Source organism: Paenibacillus macquariensis (assembly GCF_900156375.1).
Classification (GTDB): Bacteria; Bacillota; Bacilli; order Paenibacillales; family Paenibacillaceae; genus Paenibacillus_AQ; species Paenibacillus_AQ macquariensis.
Genome location: NZ_FTNK01000007.1, coordinates 112,383 through 136,311, shown reverse-complemented (window position 1 = coordinate 136,311; position 23,929 = coordinate 112,383). Strand labels below are relative to the sequence as shown.

Below are 23,929 nucleotides of genomic sequence, written 5' to 3'. Positions count from 1 at the left end.
AAAGATCACAATAACGATACATTAAAAAGGTCGATTATGGTCAGTTATCACCATGATTGACCTTTTTTTTGTTATCTTCGTTTTCTTGCGTTTTTTTTCAAATCTATCTCAACTGTAAATAACCTAATACAATAGGGAAGGTGAGTAGGGATGAACGGTAGCTATCCTCCTTCCTACTCCATAGCACTAAATATTACTTCTTTGTTGTCGACTAATCGTAGTTCAACAAGAATAAATAGGCCCTTTTTACTTTCCTAAGATACATATTTACCCCGTACATGCACAGATAGGCACATGCCCACATAGAATAAAATGACCGTTAACGCAGTAGGTTGTTGTATTCAGTAGGAGGTGTCATCTTTGTCTGGACTGATCAGTATGATTGCTTTATTTATCAAAGAACTCACGCTTCTAGTATCTTACGTCAAGAACAATGCATTTCCCCAGCCACTATCCGAGAAAGATGAGAGCAAGTACTTAAAGTTGATGGCCGAAGGAGACGGCCACGCGCGAAATATGCTTATTGAACATAACCTGCGACTCGTGGCGCACATCGTCAAGAGGTTGTGGAAGCTAACCAAGGTGGAAATATTGAGGATTCCATGATGTATTTTGAATCTAAGTTCTTAATTGAGGTAATGAAACAGGGGTGTAACAAACCAAGAAGTCTTTTGGAGTTGGAGCGAAACGTTACTCTTGTGTAGGACAAGTTTCGTCAATGGACGAACAGTCAAGTTAAAGAAACCGTAATAGTAAGATAATCAACACCTTGTTACTCTCATACTATCAATGTGGTAAAACAAGGATGCGTATTATGATGGTGAAGAGTTCCCTGCAACAGAATTATATGTTAATGGAGTAAGATATAGAAGAAATCGAAATGCAGATAAAATCGTTATGATTGCAGAGCCGTCCATTTGTGGCGGCTTGTAGTAGTTACTCAAAGAATAAACCTAATCTTTATAAACTGCTTATTTCAATGCAGACTGTCATTTCCGAATTATTACAAATACATTATACTATGTATTATTAATAATTAACGGAGGCGGTCTTTTGTTATATTTAACCCCAGAGATATACATAATTAAAAGAATGCGAAAATTAGTGGAAGAGGACATGGATAAAAGTATTGCTGTCACCGAACAAGAATTGATAGAAAAAATCGCTATGGAACTCAGAAGCGGAGTATCAAATATTGACACAATTGAATCAACAATTCTTGATTTTCTTGATGATATGCCTTTTGGTATTTCAAAGGTTAAAGTAATAACAAATATTTACAAAAGAAGATCTTTATCACTTTTTAAAATGTGGGAAGAGTACTTGCCCATGAAATCCAGAATATTAGTAGGAAATACTCTTAAGAATTATAAAGATCAGATTGTTAATGGTGCATACGAACACATAGAAAATCCTGAATTAAATTTATCAATCCAACAAGTTAAGTGGATCGATGAGTGCGACTACTTATCAGATATTGAATACTACCTTCCCGATTTTATGAATGAGAGGGCTAATCTTGAAAAGTTTGAAAGTCAGATAACAAAATTCGTGGAAATGTATAAGAGGGAGAACCCCTGTTATGCTGTTATTGACTTGGACGTTGCTATCGATGAAGTATATTACACTGTCTCCGGCGAGCCAATACTAGTAAAAAAAATTCTTGCTGCGGCTTATTACGGAGAGGCTAAAGGTGAAAACGGGAGATTTATAGGAACTGCAATTTCTTGTGTTGAAGGAGATATTCTTCCAGCTGATTATGAAGTAACAACTAACAATAATATTTTTGTTACAGATTATTACTGATAAAACCAGTCTTTCATTAGAAGCGTTTAAATATTTAATATATTAGATTTAACTTGAAGCCCTGAGAGTAATTGTCTCAAGGCTTTTTATATAGCTGTAGTATGGACTTTTTTTCCTACATTGGAATAATCGCTATTTTGTGCTGTTTCAAATCTAAAAGCCGCACTACCATACTCAAATACTGTTAATGTGGTAAAATAATCCTATACATTTTGATATTTATTATAGGGGAAGGTAATTACAATTATGAAGCCATCTTATTTAATCTCTACGATTTTACTTACACTGATAACTAGTGCATGTTCCAATAGTGTAACTAGTACAACTGAAGTATCAAAGCCAGTAAAGTACTCTATAGCCACTCCATCACAAGATGAGTCTAAAGAAGTCATACCTCCAAAGCTAGGAGGAAGACTTGAAGATTTTGAAGGTAAATACGATAAGTATGATTCACACTATAGAGACAGCTATACATTTGAAAGTGATAACGTCTTTGATGTTTCTATTAATACTGATCATGAAATGGTCAATGAGGTATCAGTGACAGGATATTCTGGTGATTATTTTTTACCCATTGAACGGGCATTAAAAGAAATCAATGAGTTCTTACCGTCCGATTCAGTAAAAATAGCATCCAAAGAAGATAACGGTGTGCTGTATATCGCTTACGAAAGCAAAATGATAGCTGAAAAGTTTGAAAACATGTATTCGGAAACAGAAGTAACAAACAAAGGGAGAATTCTAATTAGAGCTAATGAAGGTAAGGAAGGAAGCGGGGTACGTTCAGAGGCAGCAACGAATGCTAGAATGACAGTAGGGATAGAATCTAGTGAGGAAAAGGAATTAGGGTTGAAGAAAGAATAGATCAAATCAAACACGGATTTTACGCAAAGTTTGATTTTACAACTGAGGGGTACGCACCATGAGTTCGGTATTGTTTATTGTAGGTTGGACTATAACTGGAATCTGCATCGGAGGTTTAATTGTAGTTTTGAAAGCTAGGCTTAAGAAGTAAGGGTAGAGTAATATATGAATTCTATGTAGAGAGAGGAAGATAAGAATGAGAAAGAGTCATGCAGAAGCAGTTATGGAGAAACTAGATCATAGAGTGAAGGTTCTTTTAAAAGAATGGGCTGGATTTAGTGGTTTTAGTGGATATAAATCGATGGATTTAAATGACCTTGTGCAACTATTAAATACTGATGGGTGGTCAACTTATGTAGACTATACAAACCCTTCAATTCGGTTAGTTTATATGGAACAAGGTGATTGTAAAAGAGAAGCTAAATTTTCAGTTGATGATGGTGAAGCAGTAAGGGATTATTAATATCTTTGAAATGAATGGCGATTAATTGGGTAAAATATTGATTTTATGAGGAGGAATTATTGATGAGTGACAGTAACTACATTCATAGTTGTTCATGCGGTCTAAAATGGAACGTAACTAAGCACAAATTAACTATGAGAGATAAAGATCGTGAAGTATGCACATGTGGCGAAATTATTGTTAGCTGGAATGGTGCAGTTATGTATAATGCTCGATTGATTGAAGATAAAGGGTGAAATACTATAATGAAATACTAGTTTCGAAGGGAGTTGAATTTATTGAGTAATTACGGAGCCGATTTCCAAAAAGGTGACATCATTGAATACTGTGAAGAACAATTTGAAGTGCTTGTGAATGATGGTAACAGCGGAACAGTGAAAGAATATCCAGATGGAGATGTAATTGGTAATTTTCGATGGGATGTTTATGGTGTGAAATGTATTAAGATCGGATAAATGAGTTGTTTGATTCAAATATGAGGAGGGTTTCTAAGATGGAAGCTAATCAAAATAACTTGAAAAATATAATTGAGGTATTTCAAGAAACTGATATCGAAATGGTCAACAAATACCTAAATCTTGGATGGACACTGCTATCCTTGCATACTACTGACTATGGGCATCCAGTAGAGCGTCATCAAAATACAGTCTTTACTTTGGGATGGAATAAGATTAATGGAGATAGTCAAAAGCCAAAAGGTAAGTATGACTATGATGATATTGCCAATAAATTTTTGTGAAACCTGAATTTCATGTATATTGCTTCAGATAAACAATCAGAAACTAATAAGTGAGGGCTAACATAATGAGTAGAAAGTACTTAGAAGGAAGATGGGAATTAAAACAGAATCTTATCCAGAAAAAGACTGTTAAATTTGAGTTAACAGATGGTTGTGGGTATATGGTATTTGTACGAGGGAAAGTGGAATTAACAATAGTGCCAAACGATAGCAAACCAGTAACTCACAAAGGAACCTTAGCACAGTTAGATAAGCTATTAGGAGGCTTTGAAAATGAATCTGAACTATATATTGAAGTTGAAGAAATATAGATGAAAGGTCAATTTCTTTAAAAAAGGAGGATATGCTCAATGGTTTATTATAATTATGAGTTTTTTAGTGAAACACTTACAGAACAAAATTTTAAAGAAATATTGAAAATTGAAGGTGATTATTCTGATATCCCATTTTATGAAATATTCGTAGAAAACCATACGACTACAACTAAAAGTGCAATAAATGCTATTGGTAGGACTGCATACTCTTCGAATGGAGTTGTAACGTTGGAAGACTTGTTACAACTTAAGTTTGAAAAGTTAGCTCGTATTAGAAATATGGGTAAGGGAAGTCAGTTAACCGTACTAGATTCTTTGTTAAAATATTTTAACTTGGGTGGATTATTCGATGAAGAAAAACAGAGAGAAATTAATGCTAATATGTTTATGAATATTGCTAGTGAAAAAGAGATAGATAGTTTAAGGGAGCTATTATCCTTAGTTTATAATGAGCTATCAGTAGTCCAGCAAGAAGACATATTGAGAAAGATTACATAATGATGAAAGATCCATTTTAAACAGAGTAAAGAGCAATTGCCACAAACTGTACACGAAAGAAGGTTAGTAAGTGGAAGACAAACTAATAGGATTGCTGTCTAGTAACAAGAATAATATGGTATCTGCGAAAACAACCTTTGTATATAATTTAACGTCGCAGATACCATATTGTTAATTTAATTATTAATTAAGTTTAAATGTTACTGTTACTTTCTTAATAAATTCAGCTTCACTATCATTTTCTGCTGTTTTAAGAACACGATAAAGTTCAGCAGTTACAGTACCAGACTTATTAGCGAATAAAGAACCAATCTTTTGTTTCTCAAAACTTGTAGCAGCAAATATAGTGTAATCAGTATTACTAATCTTACTATCTGGATTGTGATTAGTAACCTGGTATCCTACTTTGAAAACATCTTGACCAGGAATATATAAACCATACTCGTAATCAGCATCTGCATACTTAACAAGTTCGTTAGAATGTAAAGCTGCTTCTTTTACTGTAAAGGAGTCAGGAATTACACTAGCTTTGATATTGAAAGTAATATCTTTTATCTTTTTAGTTTTACCATTAAAAGTTTCAGATACACTAACTACATAAGTGCCATACTCTGTAGCAGTTATCATTATAGAAGGACTATTTTTATCCTTACTATCTTTTACGTTAAAAGCCAAGCCCGTCTTATTAGAAGTGAAAGTGTAAATTGCATCTGTATTTCTATTATTAAACTTAAGTTCACTACTTTGAGTTCCAATACCAAACTCATGTTTTAAGTTACTGAATGCACCAATATCAGCATTAACAACTTTAACTTTTAAAGTACCTATAGATTTAGTTTTATCTTTAATTGTTTCTTTAAGTGTTACATTAGCAGAACCAGTAGACATACCTGTCATAAATACTTTACCAGTAGTTCTAGAGAACAGTTCATCTTTACCTACTTTAGCTCCAGTAACTTTTACAACCTTACTGTTATCTGAAACAGCAGTATAAGTTGCTCCTGATTTATAATTGAATCTAGCTGCTTGCTCTTCTACATCCCAACTATTGTCCATTTTAGACCCTAGACTAGCAGTGAATGAAGGATAGAAGAAAGAACCTTGACTTGTAGAATCAGCTGCTACGTATTGAGGAGTAATACTAATGATTAGAGCTAATGTAATAACAACAGATAATAAACTTTTAGTAATTTTGTTAAACATAATAAATTGCCTCCGATAGTTGTTTTGTTATAATTAGTATACTTTTCCATGTTGTATTTTACATTCTAACATAAATTAAGTATATTGTTGCGTATTTCAGGATCATTAAGAAATCCAATAATGAAAGACGCTTATTTAGAATTATCCGCATGAATCCGATAAAGGCATTCGCCTCTGGAAACATAATATGGAAAGAGTCTATTATGAGAGGGAGAGAATGGTATGAAAAAGGGTATCGAAATTAGTGGAGCAATTTTTGCTGCTGATGGAGACGTTGATCATGATGATTTTCTTGATAAGTTCATTGAGTTTGTAGAGGCTAACGGATGGGAATTTGGTGGAGGAAGCAAACAAATTGATGAAGAAGGAAATGACATTAAATCAAATTAGCCTTTCACAAGGAGATGATAATGAGTGGAAGAAATTGTTGATATAAAAATAATTAAGAAAAAAGTTGGAGATGCAATCATAACCAAACCTATATTAGTCGGCAAGGAATCTGAAGATATTAGTGATTATAAAGAAGATTTTATTGCAGTTCATCAAGCTTTTTTTGATTAAAACGATTCAGTCATAAAAAGGAGATAGAATACGATGAAAGTAATTATTGAGTTAATGGATGGAACACTACTGAAAATGAAAACCAATGACAAATTATTGTACGTTGTAGGGGAACGAATTGATAAGGATGGAGGTCTTGAAGTTGATGGAGTATGGTATTTAAAGCATACTGTTAGGCTTATTAGAATTAATGAAATGTGAGATTTATAAAAAAACTAAGGTACCTTCCCAGAATGTGGACTATGAAGATAAACTCTATATGGTATTTAGATACATAATGATACATGATCTTATTTGTTAAATTAAAATTATTGGAGATGAGCATATGATAGTAAATTTAGTTGTTAGAGTAGTAGACAAGCAAGAGAGGATTATTGGTGGATATGTTAAGGAAATGGAGTTGCCATTTGTGCCAACAATAGGAATGAAATTTAAGCAAGGAAGTAGCACGTGGTTGTGGGAAACTGAAAACGGAGAATTGAACCCAAGTGTGAAAGAGATTGTGTATAATATTGACGAGGAAAAATTATATTGTCTATTTGATATACACGAGTCTCTCAAGTCTAGTTTTTGGAAGGAAATACCTTATGATATTCTTGCTAGAAGTTTCGAATTGAGTCAATTTGAAACAAGAGAATAATAGCGTGCTACAAACTTAAAGCCCTGAGAGTAATTGTCTCAAGGCTTTTTTTGTGTTGTATTGGTTAATCAAACAAAAGGTACTAGACGGTTTCTTCAAATTGCATTAGTTCAGAGATGTCTGTGATGTTTAAGGCTATTGCAATTCTATTTAACATATTCAAATTAACCTCTTCCCTTGCGTTTCTACATAACTCTGAAATGGCAGCCTGTCTCACACTTGCCATTTCAGCTAATTGTAATTGAGTGACTCCACGTGTCTTCATGGCTTCTTTTAATTTGATCACTATTTTCATAAGTATTACCTCCAAGAGAATTAAAAATAGACGTTGACAATATACGTACAAACGGTTAATATGAATTTGAAGGTATTATACGTACAAACGTATATGATTACTGGATGAGTATAACACCACTCAATAGGAATGTATACATATTTCCACAGTTTACTATTTCATGATACCAAATTTTAAATCAAAGGAGAGATACATATGACAACAGCAATAATAAATCATAAACCAGAAGTAACACTTTACTATGCAGCAGTACCCACGGATAGAGTATGTGACAGTGGTAGCACAGTAAACGAAGAGTATTTGTTCCATTCTGAGAAAGAAGCTATTGAATCGCAACTTGAATTCCGTTCTGCAACGTGGACTGATATCAATAACTTAGCTGATGGAGGACATCACTATCCTGAAGTAATCATAAATACATCGCAAGGTAGATTTGAATGGGTGGAAGTCTTCGAGGAAGATTATGATGGAGAAATGGAACTGATCAACGGTATGTATCGTCATCAAGGAGCACCAGAAGTATTCAGTGAAGCAGTAGAGCATCATTTGTTCTGGAACATAGGATCTGAATTGATACTGATTGAATACGGTAAAGAAGGATTTACTGCTCAAATCAAAAACGCAAATGGTGAAATTGTACTTATTGATAGTAATTATTTATTTGAATAGTGATAGCAAAGGAGAGAGTTATATGTACAAAACAGGAAGACTTATTAACGGTAAGCTATTTGTTAAAACGTTGAGAGACAACTGGGTTAGCTTAAGGATGCTTATACAGGTGGAACAGGAAGGGTGAGAGACATTGTTGGATAATGAAGAAATCGATGACACTTGGAGACAGTTAATTATTGAAGCAGGGTTAAAGGATACTACTACATATAGACGTTTAGAGATTCGTAAACAACTTACAGCTATCAGAAGATTGAGACGTAAGACTAAAGAGCAGGGTATGTGTGGATAGATATAGACAAATTACGCCTATGATAAGGCGTTTTTTTGTTGATGGGTTAGTGGTAAAGGATTAGTCAGATTTAGGCAAAAGGAATTTTCCCGCTACCTCTATAAGATAGCGTAAATGGAAGATATAAGTTTTACTGATTAGTTTGTACGATGGTGAATGGTATAAATGTAGAGCCAGCCCTTCATTTGGTGCGGTTGATAAAACGTGAATTATTTTTGTGTATGTCGGATACTGTCAATAGTTGTATAATAAATAGATAATATTATACAAAAGGGGAATACATATGAAAAAGAAACTACAGGTTTTCATTTCATCTACATATACGGATATGATCGAGGAAAGACAGACTGCTGTTTCAGCCGTTCTTAATTCTGGACATATACCAGCAGGGATGGAATTGTTCAAGTCTGGGGATCAAAGCCAAAAGGAAACAATTAAGCGGTGGATAGATGAATCAGATGTGTATATGCTTATTCTTGGTGGTAGATATGGAAGCATAGATGAAGCGACAGGAAAGAGTTACACTCACTGGGAATATGATTATGCAGGTGAAATAGGAAAGCGTAGATTCGCTGTAGTGATTGACGAAGCAAGGCTTATAGAGAAAGCAAAAGTGAATCCTGATTACATGGAACGAGAAAATTATCAGAAGTATAATGATTTTAAGAGAGAAGTATTAGGGAATATAATTAGGTCTTATGAGGATCTTAAGGATATAAAGATAGTTGTTATGGAGTCACTAAAAGATTTCGAATCAGATGATAAATTAGTTGGATGGGTAAAAGCAGACCAAATTAGTAATGTAGAGGATACTTTGAAGGAAAATGCAAAATTGTTGAAAGAAAATGCGAAGTTCAAGACTGAAAATGAGACACTTAAGGAACGACAAAATCAGAATAATCTTATCAATGGTTGGGATTATGAAGAATTGAAGAATACATTGAGTAAGACAAAAATTCAAATGACTGAAACTCTTTCAGAAACGGAAGAAGAATTGAGTCTGCTAATATGTTTTGTTAAATGGGCTGATTTTTTCTCAGTAGGAGTAACAAACAGTTCAAACAATAGCGAAGGTTTTACAGCTCTGTATTATGAGGTTGCTCCTAAATTTCTACCATACGGACTATTAGAAAAGGTAAAAGTAGCAGGTGCTAAATATGAACAAATTCAGACATCTAAAGAAGGTTTTAAATTTCTAGCGAATTATCATATACAGAAGGCAAATCAAACTTCTTAATTCGGATTAGAATTGATGTGAATACTAACAAGAAACCAAGGAAGAAGAAACGCAAAAAGAAAAGCGCCAAGACTTCTCGTAAAAGTCTAAAGCGCTAACACTATCCAAGGCTCATCAACCTAATTGATACATAGGACGGAAACTAACACCGTCTTTCTTTCCCTTACACAATACATTATTACATAGCTTATAGTCAACGTTAAACTAAAGGAGGTTGTACCTAATGTCTAATCAATCTAAACGTATTGTGTCGAAGCGTGAAGGTGTCTTAAGACTCTCTCTATTCATTATCCTATTGCCACTCATATACACTGTACAAGGCTACTCATGGGCTGTCATACTCATATCATTGGCTGCTCTATATTCACTCATCTCAGGAGTGTTCAGGCTCATAGGTAAAGAATAAGCTCAAGTGTATTCAGCACCTGAGATGATAGATTGGACATCGTATCCCTTCGTCTATAGTGAAAACTATCTATCTGTAGTATATTGATGTTCGGAGGTGTAGATAAGCTATATGGGTCAAGTGGATCAAGTATTGCATATTATGACGTATACATTAAATAGTGGTGTGAAAGGTACTGTCCCATTGTCTGGTGAGCAGATAAAGGATTGGATAGAAGCATATAGTAATAATAAAAAATATGTAACAGCGATAGGTATGGAATGGTTTGGACTTAATTCGGATTTAGTAGCAGATTTTAAGGTTCATAATAATAGTTCAGAGCAAAGAGAGTACATAGTTCCAACGCAGCCAATAGTAGAAAGCAGCAAAGTTGAAGATGGAAGTAATCAGTTGGCTGTGGCATACAGGCAGCAGAGCGAAGAAAGACTATTGATTCAGGTAGATTGTAAATGTGGAGCATCATATGAAGAAGGTTTATCTAAATACAGAACAAAGTCATCGTGCAAGGAATGTAACAGCTTGGTGTTTATGGATAGGAAGGTTGGAATAGTAGATACAGTTGAAGGCAAGGCGTGGTATATGACGAATAAATATTATGTTGAGAGAGAAGCAACTGGCATATAGTCGGTTGCTTTTTACTTATTTAACGTGAAAAAGAGCAATTGGAGGAGAAGATGACTTGATTGAATAAAAGTGAATACTCCTACGCTTAAAATTCATGTGTCTTAGTCATTTTATAAGAATAGATATTATTTGCTAATTAGACGATTCTTCATAGATTGATATTCATCACTTGATATCTCTCTTAGTTCTAACAGTTCCTCAATTTTTTTAAGCTCATCCTGTAGATAGTGCCGATTCCGTTGAACAGTATCATCATTAAGACCATCGAATTTTAAATCTGTTGGAACGGTAGGTTGTTGGGATGAATTAATTAAAATATCGTTCCATCTATTAGCTTCTGAGATTGCATTAGAAACTTTGAAATCTTTAATAGATACTTCCTTAGAACTAACGAAGAAGGGTATTTCAAAGGTAGGCATTCTAATATCATCAATAAGTATTTTTAGAAATATGCCTCTTGTGGTCGTTTCGATAGTTCTGTTGGCAGAAAGTCCACCTATAATGGCTCCTGTACTTCCAGCCAGTAATTCTCCAACAATTGCGCCACCTAACATACCACTCTTTGATCTCTTTGATAGCTGACCGTTAAACATCAGAACTTCAGTAGTTCTAATGTTCTTATTAATAAATATGTAGTTATGGCTTGCTACGCTGACTACTATTTTATTTCTATGTTCGTCAATTGCCAAGATAGTTCCGTTAAAAGAAGAAACATATTTCTTAGTAGGAGTGAAATCTGGGACTGTGGAAAAAGCTCTTTCAGTAGACACCTTCATTTTTCCCATTGTACCTTTGAAGGATAGTAATGAATAAGCACAGCTACAAGTGAATCCAAACAGACCGATGAGAATTAATATAAAACCAAATACAGCATTAGAAAATAGCATTAAAAATCCAAACCCAGTAATACCCAATGAAACATATATAAATTTAGTTTCTATTGTAAGCACCCCCTATTTTTAATTCAAGAAAGTCATATCAGATATCTTTGAGTTATGTATTAATATGCATTAAAATGAATAAATATGTGTTGCATTCCTCGATTTCTGTTACGATTACGATACGATATGAGTATATATGCAAAACCCAGTAATATCAACGTTTTTAAGGAAAATAGACAAATGTAAAGTTTGCTGAAAAATACTTAAAACCCTTGGTATGACTACCTTTCTAGATGATTTACTGTTTTAATTACGATAGCAATTACGATGTATGTGTTTTGAATGCGTAACGTTAAAAATATCCTTATGTTTACTAGGTTTTATGAGGAATTACGATACAAGTTACGATAGGACTTTGTTCATAGACACATGACATGAGTAATCAGCTTGAACATTGGGTTTATGATCATTAGCCGAGGATTACGAATTGATGACGATACAATGGACGATGGATGTTTATTCTATGTGAACACTGGCTGTACTGATTGAAAGCTAATAGACAACACATACTACATACGTTTCTAATGAAAAGGATACATGAACGATTCGTTCAGTCTTTCACTATGTCAGAAAGTATACTATTTGAATCATATGTCATAAGTGTTTAAGTATATGTTATGGTATTTGTCAAAACATATAAAATAAGTTATGAACTATGTCAATAAATTGTTGTATATTTTGACATGCATATAGTATAATATTCTTAGGACATATAAGGAAAGAGTGATAGAGATGAGCGACATTAGACACTTTGGTTATATCCGTGTTTCAAGTAAAGATCAAAATGAAGCAAGACAGCTTGAAGCAATGAAAGACTTAGAAATACTGGATCGTGACATGTACATAGATAAAATGAGTGGAAAGGATACGAATAGAACTGGATATCAATTAATGAAGAACAGTCTTAGGAAAGGTGATATCCTATTCATTAAAGAACTTGATCGATTAGGACGTAATGCAATGGATATTAAGAATGAATGGAAAGCAATCACACAGGATATAGGCGCTCATATTGTAATTCTGGATATGGATATCTTAGATACTAGAAAGTATCAAAATGGCTTAGAACAAGTTATAAGTAGTATTGTACTTGAACTATTATCATATATGGCTGAACGTGAGAGAGAGAAGATAAACGGAAGACAAGCAGAAGGAATAGCTACAGCATTAAACAGTGGTGTAGTGTTTGGACGACCTAAACAAGCTATAAGTGTAGAGTTTGAGGAAGTGTACAAGGAATGGAAGCAAGGTAATATAACAGCAGTAGAAGCTATGAGACGTGTTGATATGAAGCCTAATACATTCTATCGTAGAGTGAAAGAACATGAAGCACAAGCAACCACAAGCCCAGTATAAAGGGCTTTTTATTTTGGAATCAGACAGGTGGGGGGGATATTTACATCTTAATATTGCCTTTCATTTGCGATTACCCCCGTAGCACATCCACTCCGACACTCAACCTGAAATATTACTACGATTCGATTCTCCAATTTAGATATTACAACTTTGTAACCTTTGAATACCAAAATGGTTCTGGAGGATTTAATTTACACAAACATTATGCAGCGTGGAATAGTTCCTCTAGATCACTAGCCTTCTAATTTTCTAATTCTATATACCTATTAGATGGCTGATGGTAGAATTTAGGTAAAATGTTCAGGGGGTATTTGATGGTGTGTACGATAAAGAAGAGGGTTGTGATAGGCATTACTGGAATTATGATCGTTATTGGCTTAGTTGGATGTGGAGGAGAAAGTAAAGATATCATAGGCGGTTCCAATACTAACGAGTCTACGGATACAAATGAAGTTAAGACACAGCTGACAAGAGTAGCAGACGCACCAGAACAGATAAAACTATATCAATTTATATCTGATGAAAACTGGGATGATGCAGAAATCTTAATCTATAATACAGATGTTTCTATGATAGATGATATGGATTTTATTAGAAAATATATTAAGATTAGGCAGGATGTAATTAAATTAAAGCAAGGCGAAACTCATGTTAACTATGAGACCATTTCAAAGAATTTAGATACACTAAATCGTGAAGAGTATAATGGAGTTTTTAACAAACAGTTTTTGGGTTTTAAAGATACATTCAAATTAGAACTATCAGAGTATTATAAGAAGGTAACTGCACAGGAAAAAATACAAAAAGAGTTACTTTGGGGAAAAATTGATAAAGCAATGGACAACGGAGAATTCAGCATAGTAGCATCTTTAGCCTCGCCATATACGAGTTCAGACACAGATTTTGATGCAATATATAATTTTGCGCATTATCATATGAGTGGTCAAGGCGGAGACGATGAAGGAATGATGAATTATTTACTAGATATCCCTCTCGACTACAATGGAAGATATGCAAAACATATTATGGAATTCAAATTATCGCATCAGAGTAAAGACAAGTGGATAGAAGATTATGCCAATAGGGAAACCATTCTTGCTAAAATTAAACGAGATAATATTGATGCAGAGATAAGGAGAAATATAGAATCCAGTAAACCGAATCCCTTTATTGGTATGACTCAGGATGAATTGATAAATTCTAAATGGGGGACTCCAAAGGATATTAATAGAACAACTACGCGATATGGCACAAGTGAACAATGGGTTTACGGGAACGGAAATTACGTTTACTTAGACGATGGAATTGTGACAACAATACAAAACTAACGACTCTTTCTTAAGCCCTTAATCGGTGGGCTTTTTTCTTTACCCAAATTATCAATGAGGTAGTGTTCAAGGTGAATTCATTCCGCTGAATTTTTCTCTTCATCTATATAGGGTTCTCAAATAAGAAGTAGATATGACAAGTACGCAGTATATCAGATGAGTATATCAAAAAACTTGGAATAGTATTGACGGAGGTGTTGACTTCTAAAATTACCCATGGTATATTATTGAAGTAGGAAGAAGGAAAGTAGCAAGATACATAAAGCAACGCAACGGCACACTGATCTTTGAAACTTAAATAGCTCGGAAATTATTAAAAATATGATGAGAGGAGAAAACGGAAGGTATACTTTAAGAGGTGGATGTTTGAACTAAAATAGCTTGAAAATTGTTAAAATTCACATACATATTCTACCACGGGTTTACTAAGATTGGAATTTATATTATTGCATTTATTTTACAGAGCAGGAGTCTGTGAAATAAATAGTTCTCCTGCTCAATATAAGGGGGATATTTTGTCTTTGATTGATATCAAAACAAAGGATTTTTTTACTACAATTAGTAACAATGGGCAAGTTAACTTTGAGTACATATATGAACAGGGACTACTAAAAGATAATAGCGGAAAAGTGAGTAACTTTCCTCATAAAAGCAAGATGAAGTATTACAGTAGAGAAGCTGTTAAAGAATTTGAAATGTGGAATGAAAAAGGATACGGTATTTACTTTCTACCTAATGGTGGAGGGTATAAAGACGCTGAGATAACAGATTTCAGGTCTGTTTTCGCTGATTTAGATATTAAAGATGAAATAGAGTATGAATTTATTAATGAAGGTTTTGAAGGTAATGGTGCTGAGTTAAAAAATCTTGTAACGGAAAAGTTTAATTCACTCAATAATTCTGAAAAAGTACAATATAAACAGATTTTTATGAGGCGAATTGATGATCTTAGAACAAATGCTCTTATTCCAAGTGGAATTGTTGAGACTAAGAATGGATTCCATGTCTATTATTTTTTGAAGCAAGAGACTCAGAAACATCAGTTTGAAGCAATAGAAGGATTACTTATCTATTGTCTTAATGGGGATTTAGCAGTTAAAAATCCAGCAAGACTCCTTAGAGTACCACTAACACAGCATTTAAAAGATCGGAATGATCCATTTACTATTCAATTGAATGAGTGGAATCCTAAAATCTCCTATGACGCAGAAAGTGTATTGTCTATTTTAAGGGGGATTGTCGCACAGAATAACAAGGAGTCGTTGTTGTGTGTGAATGATAGAAAGAAGCCTCTATACAACACCAAGGAGCTGTCAAAAGCTGGAGGGATACCTTCTAGGAGAGGTATAGATTATTCATTAATGATGATTGGCAATATTCCATTGATAAGCCAAGGATTTAAAGGGTTACCCGAATTAAAGAAAAGGCTAGGTTTAGATAAACAACCGGAGTTATGTTACATAGATCGAGATGATATCAGGCAATATTTAAAAAAGCAGAATTTAAAACACTTGCTTGGTATGGAGTCAGACAGATTCTTTTGTCTATTTCATAACAGTAGTAATTCAAGTAGCGGGACTATATATCCGCATGGAGACAAATACTTTTATAAATGCCATAGCTCAAATTGTGGCGTCCATTACGATATTATTCAAATTATGGAGCGACTTACGAGATTTCCAATACATAAATCATTCGATTACTTAAAAGAGCTTTATAATATAGCCGAAGTTAAAACGGAGTGGCAGCAAGACCAAGAGAGACTAATAGATTTTAACACTGAATTCCTTTCACGATTTAAATATGACATAGAGTTACGTGAACTCTATCCCTTTCTAACGAAGTTTTTAGACACCAAAGGAACACTAGGATTACTAATTCAGATTCATGAGGTTGCTAGACGTAAGCTACCACAGCTTGCCAAGGTGAAAGGGATGAACAATCCAATTGTATTCGCTCCAATGGGGAAGGTCATAGAGGATGTCTTGAGCATTAATGAATCTAGTCTACGTAACATAGATATGGCTAATACGAAGGCAGTCATCTTGATATTTATGTTCTTATTAAATTGTGTTGGTGTTTCTGAGTTGCCTGATGAGTTACAAAAGAGAGCTAGAGAGTATCAGCAGAAGGGCATAGAACGAAATGGAAAGACGATTCATTACACGAACATGAGCAGGTATTATGAGGTGGTAAGCTTAGATACAGATCGACTTATATTAGCTGAAGAGATGGCTAAATTCTTTTATAAAAAAGGTTTGACTATATCAGGATTCAATAGAGAGCAAGTGTTGAGATTGCGTGGAAGTGAAGAAGCTAATCGTATATATCCTGATAGGGTAGAAGAGGAGATTAGTAGTTTAAATCAATCTATAACATCAGAAATTGAGCGTGTTGTTGCAGAGTTGATTCATAGAAAGAGCTATACATATGATAACGAGATTATTGATAACATTGTCATTCCAGACTTTGATATTAAACAAGAATTTAGAAATACATTTAAATACATAAAGAATAAGAAATCTGAAGCAATAGATTTATTAGAAATTCATGATAACGATGTGAACATGCTGAGATGGTACCGTAATTTTATAAGTAAGAAATTAGTTTTGAACATGCCAGTAATCACGCATCATGAGGAATTAAGTAGAACGAGAGTGAACAAATCAATAAGGAACAAATTCGGTATCCCTGGGAATGTTAAGGGATTTATTTATCATCCAGAAGTTGTTGAGAAGAGTATTCAAATTGAGGCTGAAGGTATGGCTAGTAAGATAATAAGACTAACACAGCAGGATTCAAGTTTGTCCTATAATAAAATTGCTAAGATGGTTGGTTGTAGTAGGCAATACGTGTCCAATGTTATTAAGAATAATGGTTAATAGTACGGTTGTAATAGCGTCATATATACATAATGTTTATCGTGTTTACTAGCTTGCTCAATTAGATTATAGATGGATAGCTTAATTAATAATTGTCAACTAAATCATCGTATCGCACCACCATGTATCATTAGACTTATTAAGAGATATAGATATGAGGTGGTTTGATACAAGTTTTAGTTGCGGGGTTGAAAATGAAAAATAAGTCTTGGTCAGAAGGAGATTTTAAATATCCTTTTCACTGACCTTTCTTTCTTGCATCTAATTTTAAGGAGGTGATCGAGATGTAAGCTTGTAATTAACATTAGTAGAGGGAGCGGGAGACTGAATCCCGCTTCAAATGTAAGCAAATAGTAAAATACATACCAATAAAAGGAGAAAATTAGAATGAATAATGAATCATTAAACGAGCTAAAAATCGAGGAAGTTTCACAAGAAAGAGTACATATTGCTTTTAAATTTGAGAATGCGAATATTAAATATCCAATGGACAAATTTGATGGGGGAGATTTGTTCCGAACCATTATTGAATTGAAAGATAACGGTGGAACATTGGAAAATGACGGGAAAACTTATGATCTTTCAGAACTAAAAGAGATGGTAGTTAGCTTTGAGAATGTTGAAATTAAAGGAGACGATAAATAGAATGAGTTTATGTTGCATATTAATGAATAAAGAGAAGGTATTTATCACCGCAGATACAAGAGAAAGCACAACGATTAATGGGAATATATATAGAATGAACGATATGGCAGAGAAGATCTTTAGCATCGACAATAAAATAATCTTTATATCTGGATATTCGTCATTATCTAGAGAGGCAATAGAAGCGTTTAAGTTAGGGACAGATCATAGCATTGAGAAACTGCAAAGCATCTTGATAGAAAAGGGTAAGTTATTTGAAGATACATATCCAGAACACGTTGATTCATTTGGGGTTGGTTATATGGATTGCACTGTTATAGCCTCACTGAAGAAGGGAAATAAGTATCAAAACATGCTTTATAATTTCAATAGCACCAACCATTTTGAAGTATTAGAATACCCTATTACCAGAAATGAAGGATATGTATTTGCTACAGCAGGTATTTTAGGACAAGAGGCTACAAGCATTGCCAATAGGGTTAAAGATAAATTGAAACCAGTTGAAGTGTTTAAAGCAATATACAATAAACTGTCATGCGAAGCCGTAGGTGGGAATTTTCATATGTACGAGTTCGACAAAGTTAAAGGCATTATTTCACACAATACATATAAGATTGAAGATAGCAAAGATTTATTAAACTTTGAGGATTATAAACAAAATGAGGGACATTACATACTAGGAAATAAGCTACAGATAGCAGATGACACTGGTTCATTTACAATTGAGGGTAATTTGCTAACGATCAAGGATCAAAATAAGAAAACGAAGGTTCAACTAGGGGAGTATACCAAAGGTACATATGGTTTAAAATTGCTCTCGCCCATGGGTGACGTTGTGTTAGATGAAAATGGTATTGTTCAAGTAGATAGTATTCAACTGGCAGACAATGTGGATAGCACTCATGGTTTGAAGCTTAAGTTTTATGTAGATGATGGCATGATTAGTATTAGGAAAGTTATGCTTAATATTACGTTGGAGAGATTTAGAGCACATAGTAAAGGCGCATTGAGTAAAATTATTGATTTGAATACTACACGTTCAGAGAGAATTGATTTGACAACAACACTTGAACGGAGCTTTGCATCAAAATCAACACTGCCAGAGAATGTGTCTGGAAATACTGAAACAGATGGCACTTACATTTCTGGCGTGGGAGGTCATAACCATGGTGTTGTTGAAAATACTCGCCTGGCTATTTGGGGTACGGGTAATACTGTAAGTGGGTATGTACCGTGGGTTCCTTCTGGTGGTCATCGGCATCCAATATCGTTAAATTCTCATTCTCATAGTTTTACAGTTCCGGCACATTCTCATGACATTTCTATGCCCGAACACGCACATTCCATATCAATGCCTTCTCATTCACACGACATTGACTATGGAATTTATGAAAGTTCATATGCTACAGGTGTACGTATCTCAATTGATGGAGTAATTAGAGGTGGAACGTACAGCAGTTCAGAGAATACGGTTGATATTACACAATGGATAACAACAACAGGATGGCACACTATTGAATTAACATCAACTCAACTAGGAAGAATCAATGCTAGTTTGTATGTGAAATCATTCGTAGGGTTCTAATAAATATTTATTCAATTGTCCAAGTGCCCATCGGTACTTGGGATTGAGTAAACTCTTTATTAGGTAAGTAACTAATTTCTTTTATATTTACATCTGTGCTAAAACTGTAAAAAATAAAACCAGTAGCCGTTTCACCTTTGGTCAATAGTTCTCCCATATCGAGTTTACCATTAACCTTAAGGAATATTGTGTTTCCAAGATAGTTTAATTGCTTGTCTGTTATTAAATTACCAGTTCCGAAATTGTACATTCTACCTAAAGATATACCTACGTCTGAGTTATTAGTCACAGTTGTATATACTTTAAATCCTTTATCTAAGAAAATACCATCTATCTCTTCCTTAGTCACATATTCAATCTTATCAATCGAAACAGTAATTCCATCCTTAGTAATTGATTCACCAATCTTAACCTTTTGTACCTCTTTACCGCTTTCAACTGGTGGTGTTGCCACTGTAGTAGCTGTTGTTGTTTGTGTAATTGGTAAATTATCATCATCAATCATAATAGTATCTGAAGTCTTGTTATAGATTACACTCAATCCTAAGGCACGACCTATCTCACCTACAGATAAGTAGTTAATATTATCATAGATAATTGGTCGAGTATTTAATTTAGTATCCTTTCCATTAATAGCAACTTTAACAGTACTATTGAGTTTTGCTGAAATTGTCTTAGCTGTATCTGCAAGAACAGGAGTTACTACAGTTAATGCCATTCCAATGACTAATCCAGTAGCTAAATAACCGATTTTTTTCATAGTTATACCTCTTCACTTTTAATTATTTTAATAAGGAGAATTTCTCCTATCATATTCCAATATTATACAAGATACAGCATACAATTAATATGAAAGTTGTATTTCATGACAATAAAATTTGAAAGGAAGATGTACAATTCCTAGATATAAACTACAACCAAGTGAGTTAAAAGAGTTCACCTCCAAATATGGGGATAAAAACAACAAAGTTCGAGGGTGGGTATTTGTAAAAAATAGTATAAAAAGTGGATTGATTAAAGAGGAAACAGAATTTGCAGCTTATCTTCTCTATGGCTCATGTGAGGCTCGGATTAATGCAATTCGCTATAAAGCACAAAAACCTTACCTTGATGTTCACATTGATTGGAGCGACTCTAATTCGATGTGTAGAGATATTATCAACCACAAACCTGAGTTTTGGAAAGAGTGGGTGGTCATGACTGGGAAATTTATAGAATCAAAACAAAAGCTTAGTGCTAGACCCACGGTGGATCGTCTTTCTGAAGACCGATCAGTGGGTTACCGTTTAGAAAATATTTCCCCCCTCACACATAGCGCAAATGCCAGCAAGGCTCTGAGTAAGCCATGTTATGTATTCCAAATCAATTTTGACCTGAGTGGGCAAAAGAAATTCGAGAGATTCCAACATAAAAAAGAAGCGTTAAAATTTATAGGAATCAATAATAAAGTTGACACAGGTAAGATATTTGAAGTGGATGGCAAGCATTATCTTATACAGAGTGAAGCCGTAACCCTTGGGCTTGAACCCATGGAGGAGTATAACTACGAAGATGATGAAGAGTATACAGCTTGGATTCCTATCGGGACAATTGAGGACTCGAATGGCGAAACTAGAATAATCAAGCAACAGATTACATTTCCCTACGTTTCAGTATTATTGAAGCAATACAACAATACATAGAGTTAAAACGAAGTGGGAGGCATCCTAAGCGACTTGGAGTAGGATGCCTAACCAATATAGCAATACAACTTAGCGAGTCTTAAACGTCGAATGTGGCGGTTGAATGTAGAAGGATAACATTAGAAACAAAGAAATAATATATTCACGGATTAACTGCTTCAGCTTAGACGTTACAAAATCGTTTCTAAGCAAGTAGTTTCATTAAGAAGAGTAGAGTATGAGACAAATACATATAAAGCGTTAAACGAGCGTCAAGGACATGCATCTACAATTTTTTGTAATAAGACAAGTTTTCAGAATCATATTTCTTTAATATAAACACAATACAAGAGGTGAGTATGACTATTACAATAAAAAATACCAAAAAAATTGGTTTCACTTTCGTTCCTGTATTTAATCCTCTTCCAGAGAAATACATAAACAATGATGAACCCTTAAAAAAAGTGATAGAAATTATTCTTGGGGAAATGAAAATTCCTTCAATGCAATTATCTTCTTTTAATCCAACGGACGATGCTTAGTGCATTCGTCCTTTTTACCTTGTTTTGAATATAAACGTAATATATAATCAGATGAACACAAAACAAATGAGGTGTTAATTAATAAATGGAATTGCTAACTGCCATATATGTTAGGGTAAGCACAGAATCGCAAGCCACAGAAGGAACAAGTTTAGATACTCAACAAGAAACATGCTTGAAGAAAGCTAGGGAAATGAATATTAACGAGCAAGATATCGCTATATACAGAGAAGAAGGCGTAACAGGAGAAGACCTTGATAGACCAGAGTTAGACCGCCTAAGGACAGACATTAGGAATAATAAAATTAACACTCTGATCATTACACATCCAGACAGATTATCTAGAGATTTATATGTGAAGGTGAGTGTTTGTAGAGAGCTAGAAAATAGAGAAGTTAACTTGATTTTCCATGATGTTGAGTATAAAAACACTCCCGAAGGTCAGCTATTTTTTAATTTAATGAGTTCGATTGCTCAGTACGAATTATCACAAATTAGAAGCAGAACAGTTGGAGGAAGAAAAAAGGCAGTTAGAGATCATGGGAAGATAATGCCAATGCGTGTTGCGCCTTACGGATATGACATGATAAATCAACAACTGGTTATAAATGAATCAGAAGCAGAGTATGTAAAATTGATTTATCAATGGTATGTTTATGAATTTAAGACGCTTAAAGAGATAGGAGAACAGTTGTATTTGTTAGGAGCTATGCCTAAACGTGCAGAATCAAGAAATTGGAGCGCATCCAGTATAGGACGCATTCTATCAAATGAAGCGTTCATTGGTAAATATTATTATAATAAAAGGGCTACAAAAAAAGTGAAGCGTGAAGAAGGCGGTAAGAGTAATAAGACTGCATCTGGTAAAACGAAAAAAACCTACACCATAAGAGATAAGGGAGATTGGATTCTTGTAAATATTCCTCCAATTATTGATCTTGGTTTGTTTGAAATTGCTCAACAACAGAAGAAGAAAAATTTGACTCGAAAAGGTAGAAATGTAAAACAATTTTATCTATTAAAAGGTATGATGAAGTGTGCTCATTGTGGGCGAAAATGGGAATCCACAACATATAGTTCGAAAACAAAAAAAGGAACTACGACCTATCAAATATATAGGTGTGCTAATAAATATCCTAGGAAGTATGGCGAAGGTATAGAAAGATGTAATATCCCAACAGTTAGAACAGATGTTTTAGATGAATTTGTTTGGAATATGATTGTTCAGGCAATTAAGAATCCTGAGAATTTAAAAAACAATTTAAATGAAGATAAATCAACTGAAGACTTGGACAAGGTTCTCATGACATATAAAAAACAACGCTTAGAAAAGGAGAAAGAGAAAGAGAAAATTAAACATATGTATCGCAAGGGCATAATTAGTGAAGAAGAATTGGATAACGATATGAATGAAGTAATGAAAGACATTTCAAAATTTGACTTTGAAATTGAAAAGATTGAAGATAAAGTTTCAATAATACAGCGCCAATCAATGTCTGAAGATTTAATGTTGGAATATGCAAGACAGTATAAAGACCTCTTAGAAAATGACATGCTCCATGATGAAAAGAAGAGAGAAATATTAGATCGAATGATTGATGAGATTATCATTTCTTATAACGAAGAAAATAAACAATTCAATGTTTCTTTTTACGGATACTTAAATGGATTCTATAATGACACTGAAAACAACCTTGTTTTGGAACTAACACCTCAAGAAATTTGACAACACAGGCGAAGATCTCGAAGATCTGATCTCCATTGGAACCATTGGATTAATTAAAGCTATTGAAAGCTTTCAAACGGGAAAAGGAACGAAATTAGCAACCTTTGCGGCTCGATGTATAGAAAACGAAATATTAATGCATTTGCGTTCCCTCAAAAAAACACGTAAAGACGTATCTCTCCATGACCCAATTGGTACGGATAAAGAAGGCAACGAAATTACATTGATAGATATTCTAGGTAGTGAAGCAGACGACGTAGCGGATCTCGTTCAACTGAAGATTGAGAAGAGTAAAATCTATCGTAACCTGGACATATTGGACCCACGTGAGCAGGAAGTCATTAAAGGTCGATTCGGACTGGAGCATGGGGGAGAGGAACGTACACAACGGGAGATTGCGAAGGAACTTGGGATTAGTCGCAGTTATGTGTCACGAATTGAGAAGCGAGCATTGATGAAGCTATATCATGAGTTTTATAAGGTGAAGCGCTAAATACAACTTTACGAGTAACGCCGTTTCGGTGGAAATGCCGAGCGGTTTTTTGCATGAGTAGATAGACACAGATAAAGAAGGTAAAGAAATTACGCTAATGGATATGACGTGATTTGAATTGAATGGTGTAATGTATAATCCTGCTTAAATCTTTATCAA

28 protein-coding genes and 2 pseudogenes are annotated in these 23,929 nt (G+C 34.2%); 26 read left to right on the top strand and 4 right to left on the bottom strand.

What is annotated here, in order from left to right:
- Positions 1 to 360: 360 nt before the first annotated feature.
- The 9 genes and pseudogenes from BW961_RS14595 to BW961_RS14565 form a co-directional block, all read left to right on the top strand.
- Positions 361 to 564, top strand: a pseudogene (locus BW961_RS14595) (RNA polymerase subunit sigma-70); the annotation flags it as partial.
- Positions 565 to 1,053: 489 nt separating this feature from the next.
- The gene (locus BW961_RS14590) at positions 1,054 to 1,806 is read left to right on the top strand and encodes a BTB/POZ domain-containing protein (RefSeq protein ID WP_068587797.1); all 753 of its coding nucleotides are present in this window, start codon (positions 1,054 to 1,056) and stop codon (positions 1,804 to 1,806) included.
- A gap of 246 nt (positions 1,807 to 2,052) precedes the next feature.
- Positions 2,053 to 2,670, top strand: coding sequence for a hypothetical protein (locus BW961_RS14585; RefSeq protein WP_068587795.1), 618 nt, complete (start codon positions 2,053 to 2,055; stop codon positions 2,668 to 2,670).
- Between the two features lie 196 nt (positions 2,671 to 2,866).
- Positions 2,867 to 3,133, top strand: coding sequence for a hypothetical protein (locus BW961_RS14580; RefSeq protein ID WP_068587792.1), 267 nt, complete (start codon positions 2,867 to 2,869; stop codon positions 3,131 to 3,133).
- 62 nt (positions 3,134 to 3,195) lie between these two features.
- Entirely contained in the window at positions 3,196 to 3,369 is a 174-nt protein-coding gene (locus BW961_RS30565) for a hypothetical protein (RefSeq protein ID WP_156510158.1), read from the top strand.
- 42 nt (positions 3,370 to 3,411) lie between these two features.
- Entirely contained in the window at positions 3,412 to 3,588 is a 177-nt protein-coding gene (locus tag BW961_RS30560; protein ID WP_156510157.1) for a hypothetical protein, read from the top strand.
- Positions 3,589 to 3,626: 38 nt separating this feature from the next.
- Positions 3,627 to 3,872 carry a hypothetical protein gene (locus BW961_RS14575; RefSeq protein WP_068587790.1) on the top strand — a complete coding sequence of 82 codons (246 nt, stop codon included), beginning with the start codon at positions 3,627 to 3,629 and terminating at the stop codon, positions 3,870 to 3,872.
- Positions 3,873 to 3,937: 65 nt separating this feature from the next.
- On the top strand, positions 3,938 to 4,183 hold the full coding sequence (locus BW961_RS14570) for a hypothetical protein (RefSeq protein WP_068587788.1): 246 nt from the start codon (positions 3,938 to 3,940) through the stop codon (positions 4,181 to 4,183).
- 39 nt (positions 4,184 to 4,222) lie between these two features.
- Positions 4,223 to 4,684: a hypothetical protein gene (locus BW961_RS14565; protein ID WP_068587786.1), complete on the top strand. Its 462-nt coding sequence runs from the start codon at positions 4,223 to 4,225 to the stop codon at positions 4,682 to 4,684.
- 183 nt (positions 4,685 to 4,867) lie between these two features.
- Here the strand turns inward: BW961_RS14565 and BW961_RS14560 are convergent, their stop codons facing one another.
- Positions 4,868 to 5,887 carry a hypothetical protein gene (locus BW961_RS14560; RefSeq protein WP_068587784.1) on the bottom strand — a complete coding sequence of 340 codons (1,020 nt, stop codon included), beginning with the start codon at positions 5,885 to 5,887 and terminating at the stop codon, positions 4,868 to 4,870.
- A gap of 222 nt (positions 5,888 to 6,109) precedes the next feature.
- Between BW961_RS14560 and BW961_RS30555 the strand changes: the two genes are divergently transcribed.
- The 4 genes from BW961_RS30555 (at position 6,110) to BW961_RS14555 (ending at position 7,088) form a co-directional block, all read left to right on the top strand.
- Positions 6,110 to 6,277 (top strand): YggL 50S ribosome-binding family protein, encoded by a 168-nt coding sequence (locus BW961_RS30555; RefSeq protein ID WP_169810319.1) that lies wholly within the window; start codon positions 6,110 to 6,112, stop codon positions 6,275 to 6,277.
- Between the two features lie 24 nt (positions 6,278 to 6,301).
- Positions 6,302 to 6,448 carry a hypothetical protein gene (locus BW961_RS30550; protein WP_156510156.1) on the top strand — a complete coding sequence of 49 codons (147 nt, stop codon included), beginning with the start codon at positions 6,302 to 6,304 and terminating at the stop codon, positions 6,446 to 6,448.
- Between the two features lie 33 nt (positions 6,449 to 6,481).
- Positions 6,482 to 6,649: a hypothetical protein gene (locus BW961_RS30545; RefSeq protein ID WP_156510155.1), complete on the top strand. Its 168-nt coding sequence runs from the start codon at positions 6,482 to 6,484 to the stop codon at positions 6,647 to 6,649.
- Positions 6,650 to 6,773: 124 nt separating this feature from the next.
- Positions 6,774 to 7,088 (top strand): hypothetical protein, encoded by a 315-nt coding sequence (locus BW961_RS14555; RefSeq protein WP_068587781.1) that lies wholly within the window; start codon positions 6,774 to 6,776, stop codon positions 7,086 to 7,088.
- Positions 7,089 to 7,170: 82 nt separating this feature from the next.
- On the opposite strand, the gene BW961_RS14550 is transcribed toward BW961_RS14555, so the two are convergent.
- Positions 7,171 to 7,383 (bottom strand): helix-turn-helix domain-containing protein, encoded by a 213-nt coding sequence (locus tag BW961_RS14550; protein WP_068587779.1) that lies wholly within the window; start codon positions 7,381 to 7,383, stop codon positions 7,171 to 7,173.
- A gap of 195 nt (positions 7,384 to 7,578) precedes the next feature.
- On the opposite strand from BW961_RS14550, the gene BW961_RS14545 reads away from it, so the two are divergent.
- From BW961_RS14545 to BW961_RS14530, 4 genes are all read left to right on the top strand, one after another.
- Positions 7,579 to 8,052: a hypothetical protein gene (locus BW961_RS14545; protein ID WP_068587776.1), complete on the top strand. Its 474-nt coding sequence runs from the start codon at positions 7,579 to 7,581 to the stop codon at positions 8,050 to 8,052.
- A 575-nt stretch (positions 8,053 to 8,627) separates the two neighbouring features.
- The gene (locus BW961_RS14540; RefSeq protein WP_068587773.1) at positions 8,628 to 9,581 is read left to right on the top strand and encodes a DUF4062 domain-containing protein; all 954 of its coding nucleotides are present in this window, start codon (positions 8,628 to 8,630) and stop codon (positions 9,579 to 9,581) included.
- Between the two features lie 223 nt (positions 9,582 to 9,804).
- Complete coding sequence (locus tag BW961_RS14535) at positions 9,805 to 9,987, top strand: hypothetical protein (RefSeq protein WP_068587771.1); 183 nt, start codon at positions 9,805 to 9,807, stop codon at positions 9,985 to 9,987.
- A 111-nt stretch (positions 9,988 to 10,098) separates the two neighbouring features.
- Positions 10,099 to 10,611, top strand: coding sequence for a hypothetical protein (locus tag BW961_RS14530; RefSeq protein WP_068587768.1), 513 nt, complete (start codon positions 10,099 to 10,101; stop codon positions 10,609 to 10,611).
- A gap of 125 nt (positions 10,612 to 10,736) precedes the next feature.
- Here BW961_RS14530 and BW961_RS14525 read toward each other — a convergent pair whose 3' ends face one another.
- Positions 10,737 to 11,561: a hypothetical protein gene (locus BW961_RS14525; protein ID WP_156510154.1), complete on the bottom strand. Its 825-nt coding sequence runs from the start codon at positions 11,559 to 11,561 to the stop codon at positions 10,737 to 10,739.
- A gap of 723 nt (positions 11,562 to 12,284) precedes the next feature.
- On the opposite strand from BW961_RS14525, the gene BW961_RS14520 reads away from it, so the two are divergent.
- From BW961_RS14520 to BW961_RS14500, 5 genes are all read left to right on the top strand, one after another.
- Positions 12,285 to 12,908 carry a recombinase family protein gene (locus tag BW961_RS14520; RefSeq protein ID WP_068587764.1) on the top strand — a complete coding sequence of 208 codons (624 nt, stop codon included), beginning with the start codon at positions 12,285 to 12,287 and terminating at the stop codon, positions 12,906 to 12,908.
- A gap of 314 nt (positions 12,909 to 13,222) precedes the next feature.
- Positions 13,223 to 14,236: a hypothetical protein gene (locus tag BW961_RS14515; RefSeq protein ID WP_068587762.1), complete on the top strand. Its 1,014-nt coding sequence runs from the start codon at positions 13,223 to 13,225 to the stop codon at positions 14,234 to 14,236.
- Between the two features lie 521 nt (positions 14,237 to 14,757).
- On the top strand, positions 14,758 to 17,118 hold the full coding sequence (locus BW961_RS14510; protein WP_068587760.1) for an AsnC family protein: 2,361 nt from the start codon (positions 14,758 to 14,760) through the stop codon (positions 17,116 to 17,118).
- A gap of 387 nt (positions 17,119 to 17,505) precedes the next feature.
- Entirely contained in the window at positions 17,506 to 17,763 is a 258-nt protein-coding gene (locus tag BW961_RS14505; RefSeq protein ID WP_068587757.1) for a hypothetical protein, read from the top strand.
- Between the two features lie 22 nt (positions 17,764 to 17,785).
- Positions 17,786 to 19,348, top strand: coding sequence for a hypothetical protein (locus BW961_RS14500; RefSeq protein WP_139331654.1), 1,563 nt, complete (start codon positions 17,786 to 17,788; stop codon positions 19,346 to 19,348).
- A 7-nt stretch (positions 19,349 to 19,355) separates the two neighbouring features.
- Here BW961_RS14500 and BW961_RS14495 read toward each other — a convergent pair whose 3' ends face one another.
- On the bottom strand, positions 19,356 to 20,108 hold the full coding sequence (locus tag BW961_RS14495; protein ID WP_068587753.1) for a hypothetical protein: 753 nt from the start codon (positions 20,106 to 20,108) through the stop codon (positions 19,356 to 19,358).
- A 118-nt stretch (positions 20,109 to 20,226) separates the two neighbouring features.
- Between BW961_RS14495 and BW961_RS14490 the strand changes: the two genes are divergently transcribed.
- From BW961_RS14490 to sigK, 4 genes and pseudogenes are all read left to right on the top strand, one after another.
- The gene (locus tag BW961_RS14490) at positions 20,227 to 21,030 is read left to right on the top strand and encodes a hypothetical protein (RefSeq protein ID WP_068587750.1); all 804 of its coding nucleotides are present in this window, start codon (positions 20,227 to 20,229) and stop codon (positions 21,028 to 21,030) included.
- 338 nt (positions 21,031 to 21,368) lie between these two features.
- The gene (locus BW961_RS14485) at positions 21,369 to 21,551 is read left to right on the top strand and encodes a hypothetical protein (RefSeq protein WP_068587748.1); all 183 of its coding nucleotides are present in this window, start codon (positions 21,369 to 21,371) and stop codon (positions 21,549 to 21,551) included.
- An 85-nt stretch (positions 21,552 to 21,636) separates the two neighbouring features.
- Complete coding sequence (locus tag BW961_RS14480) at positions 21,637 to 23,277, top strand: recombinase family protein (RefSeq protein WP_068587746.1); 1,641 nt, start codon at positions 21,637 to 21,639, stop codon at positions 23,275 to 23,277.
- A pseudogene (gene sigK, locus BW961_RS14475) lies at positions 23,264 to 23,770 on the top strand (RNA polymerase sporulation sigma factor SigK); the annotation flags it as partial. The gene BW961_RS14480 and the pseudogene sigK, both read left to right, overlap by 14 nt.
- Positions 23,771 to 23,929 lie beyond the last annotated feature (159 nt).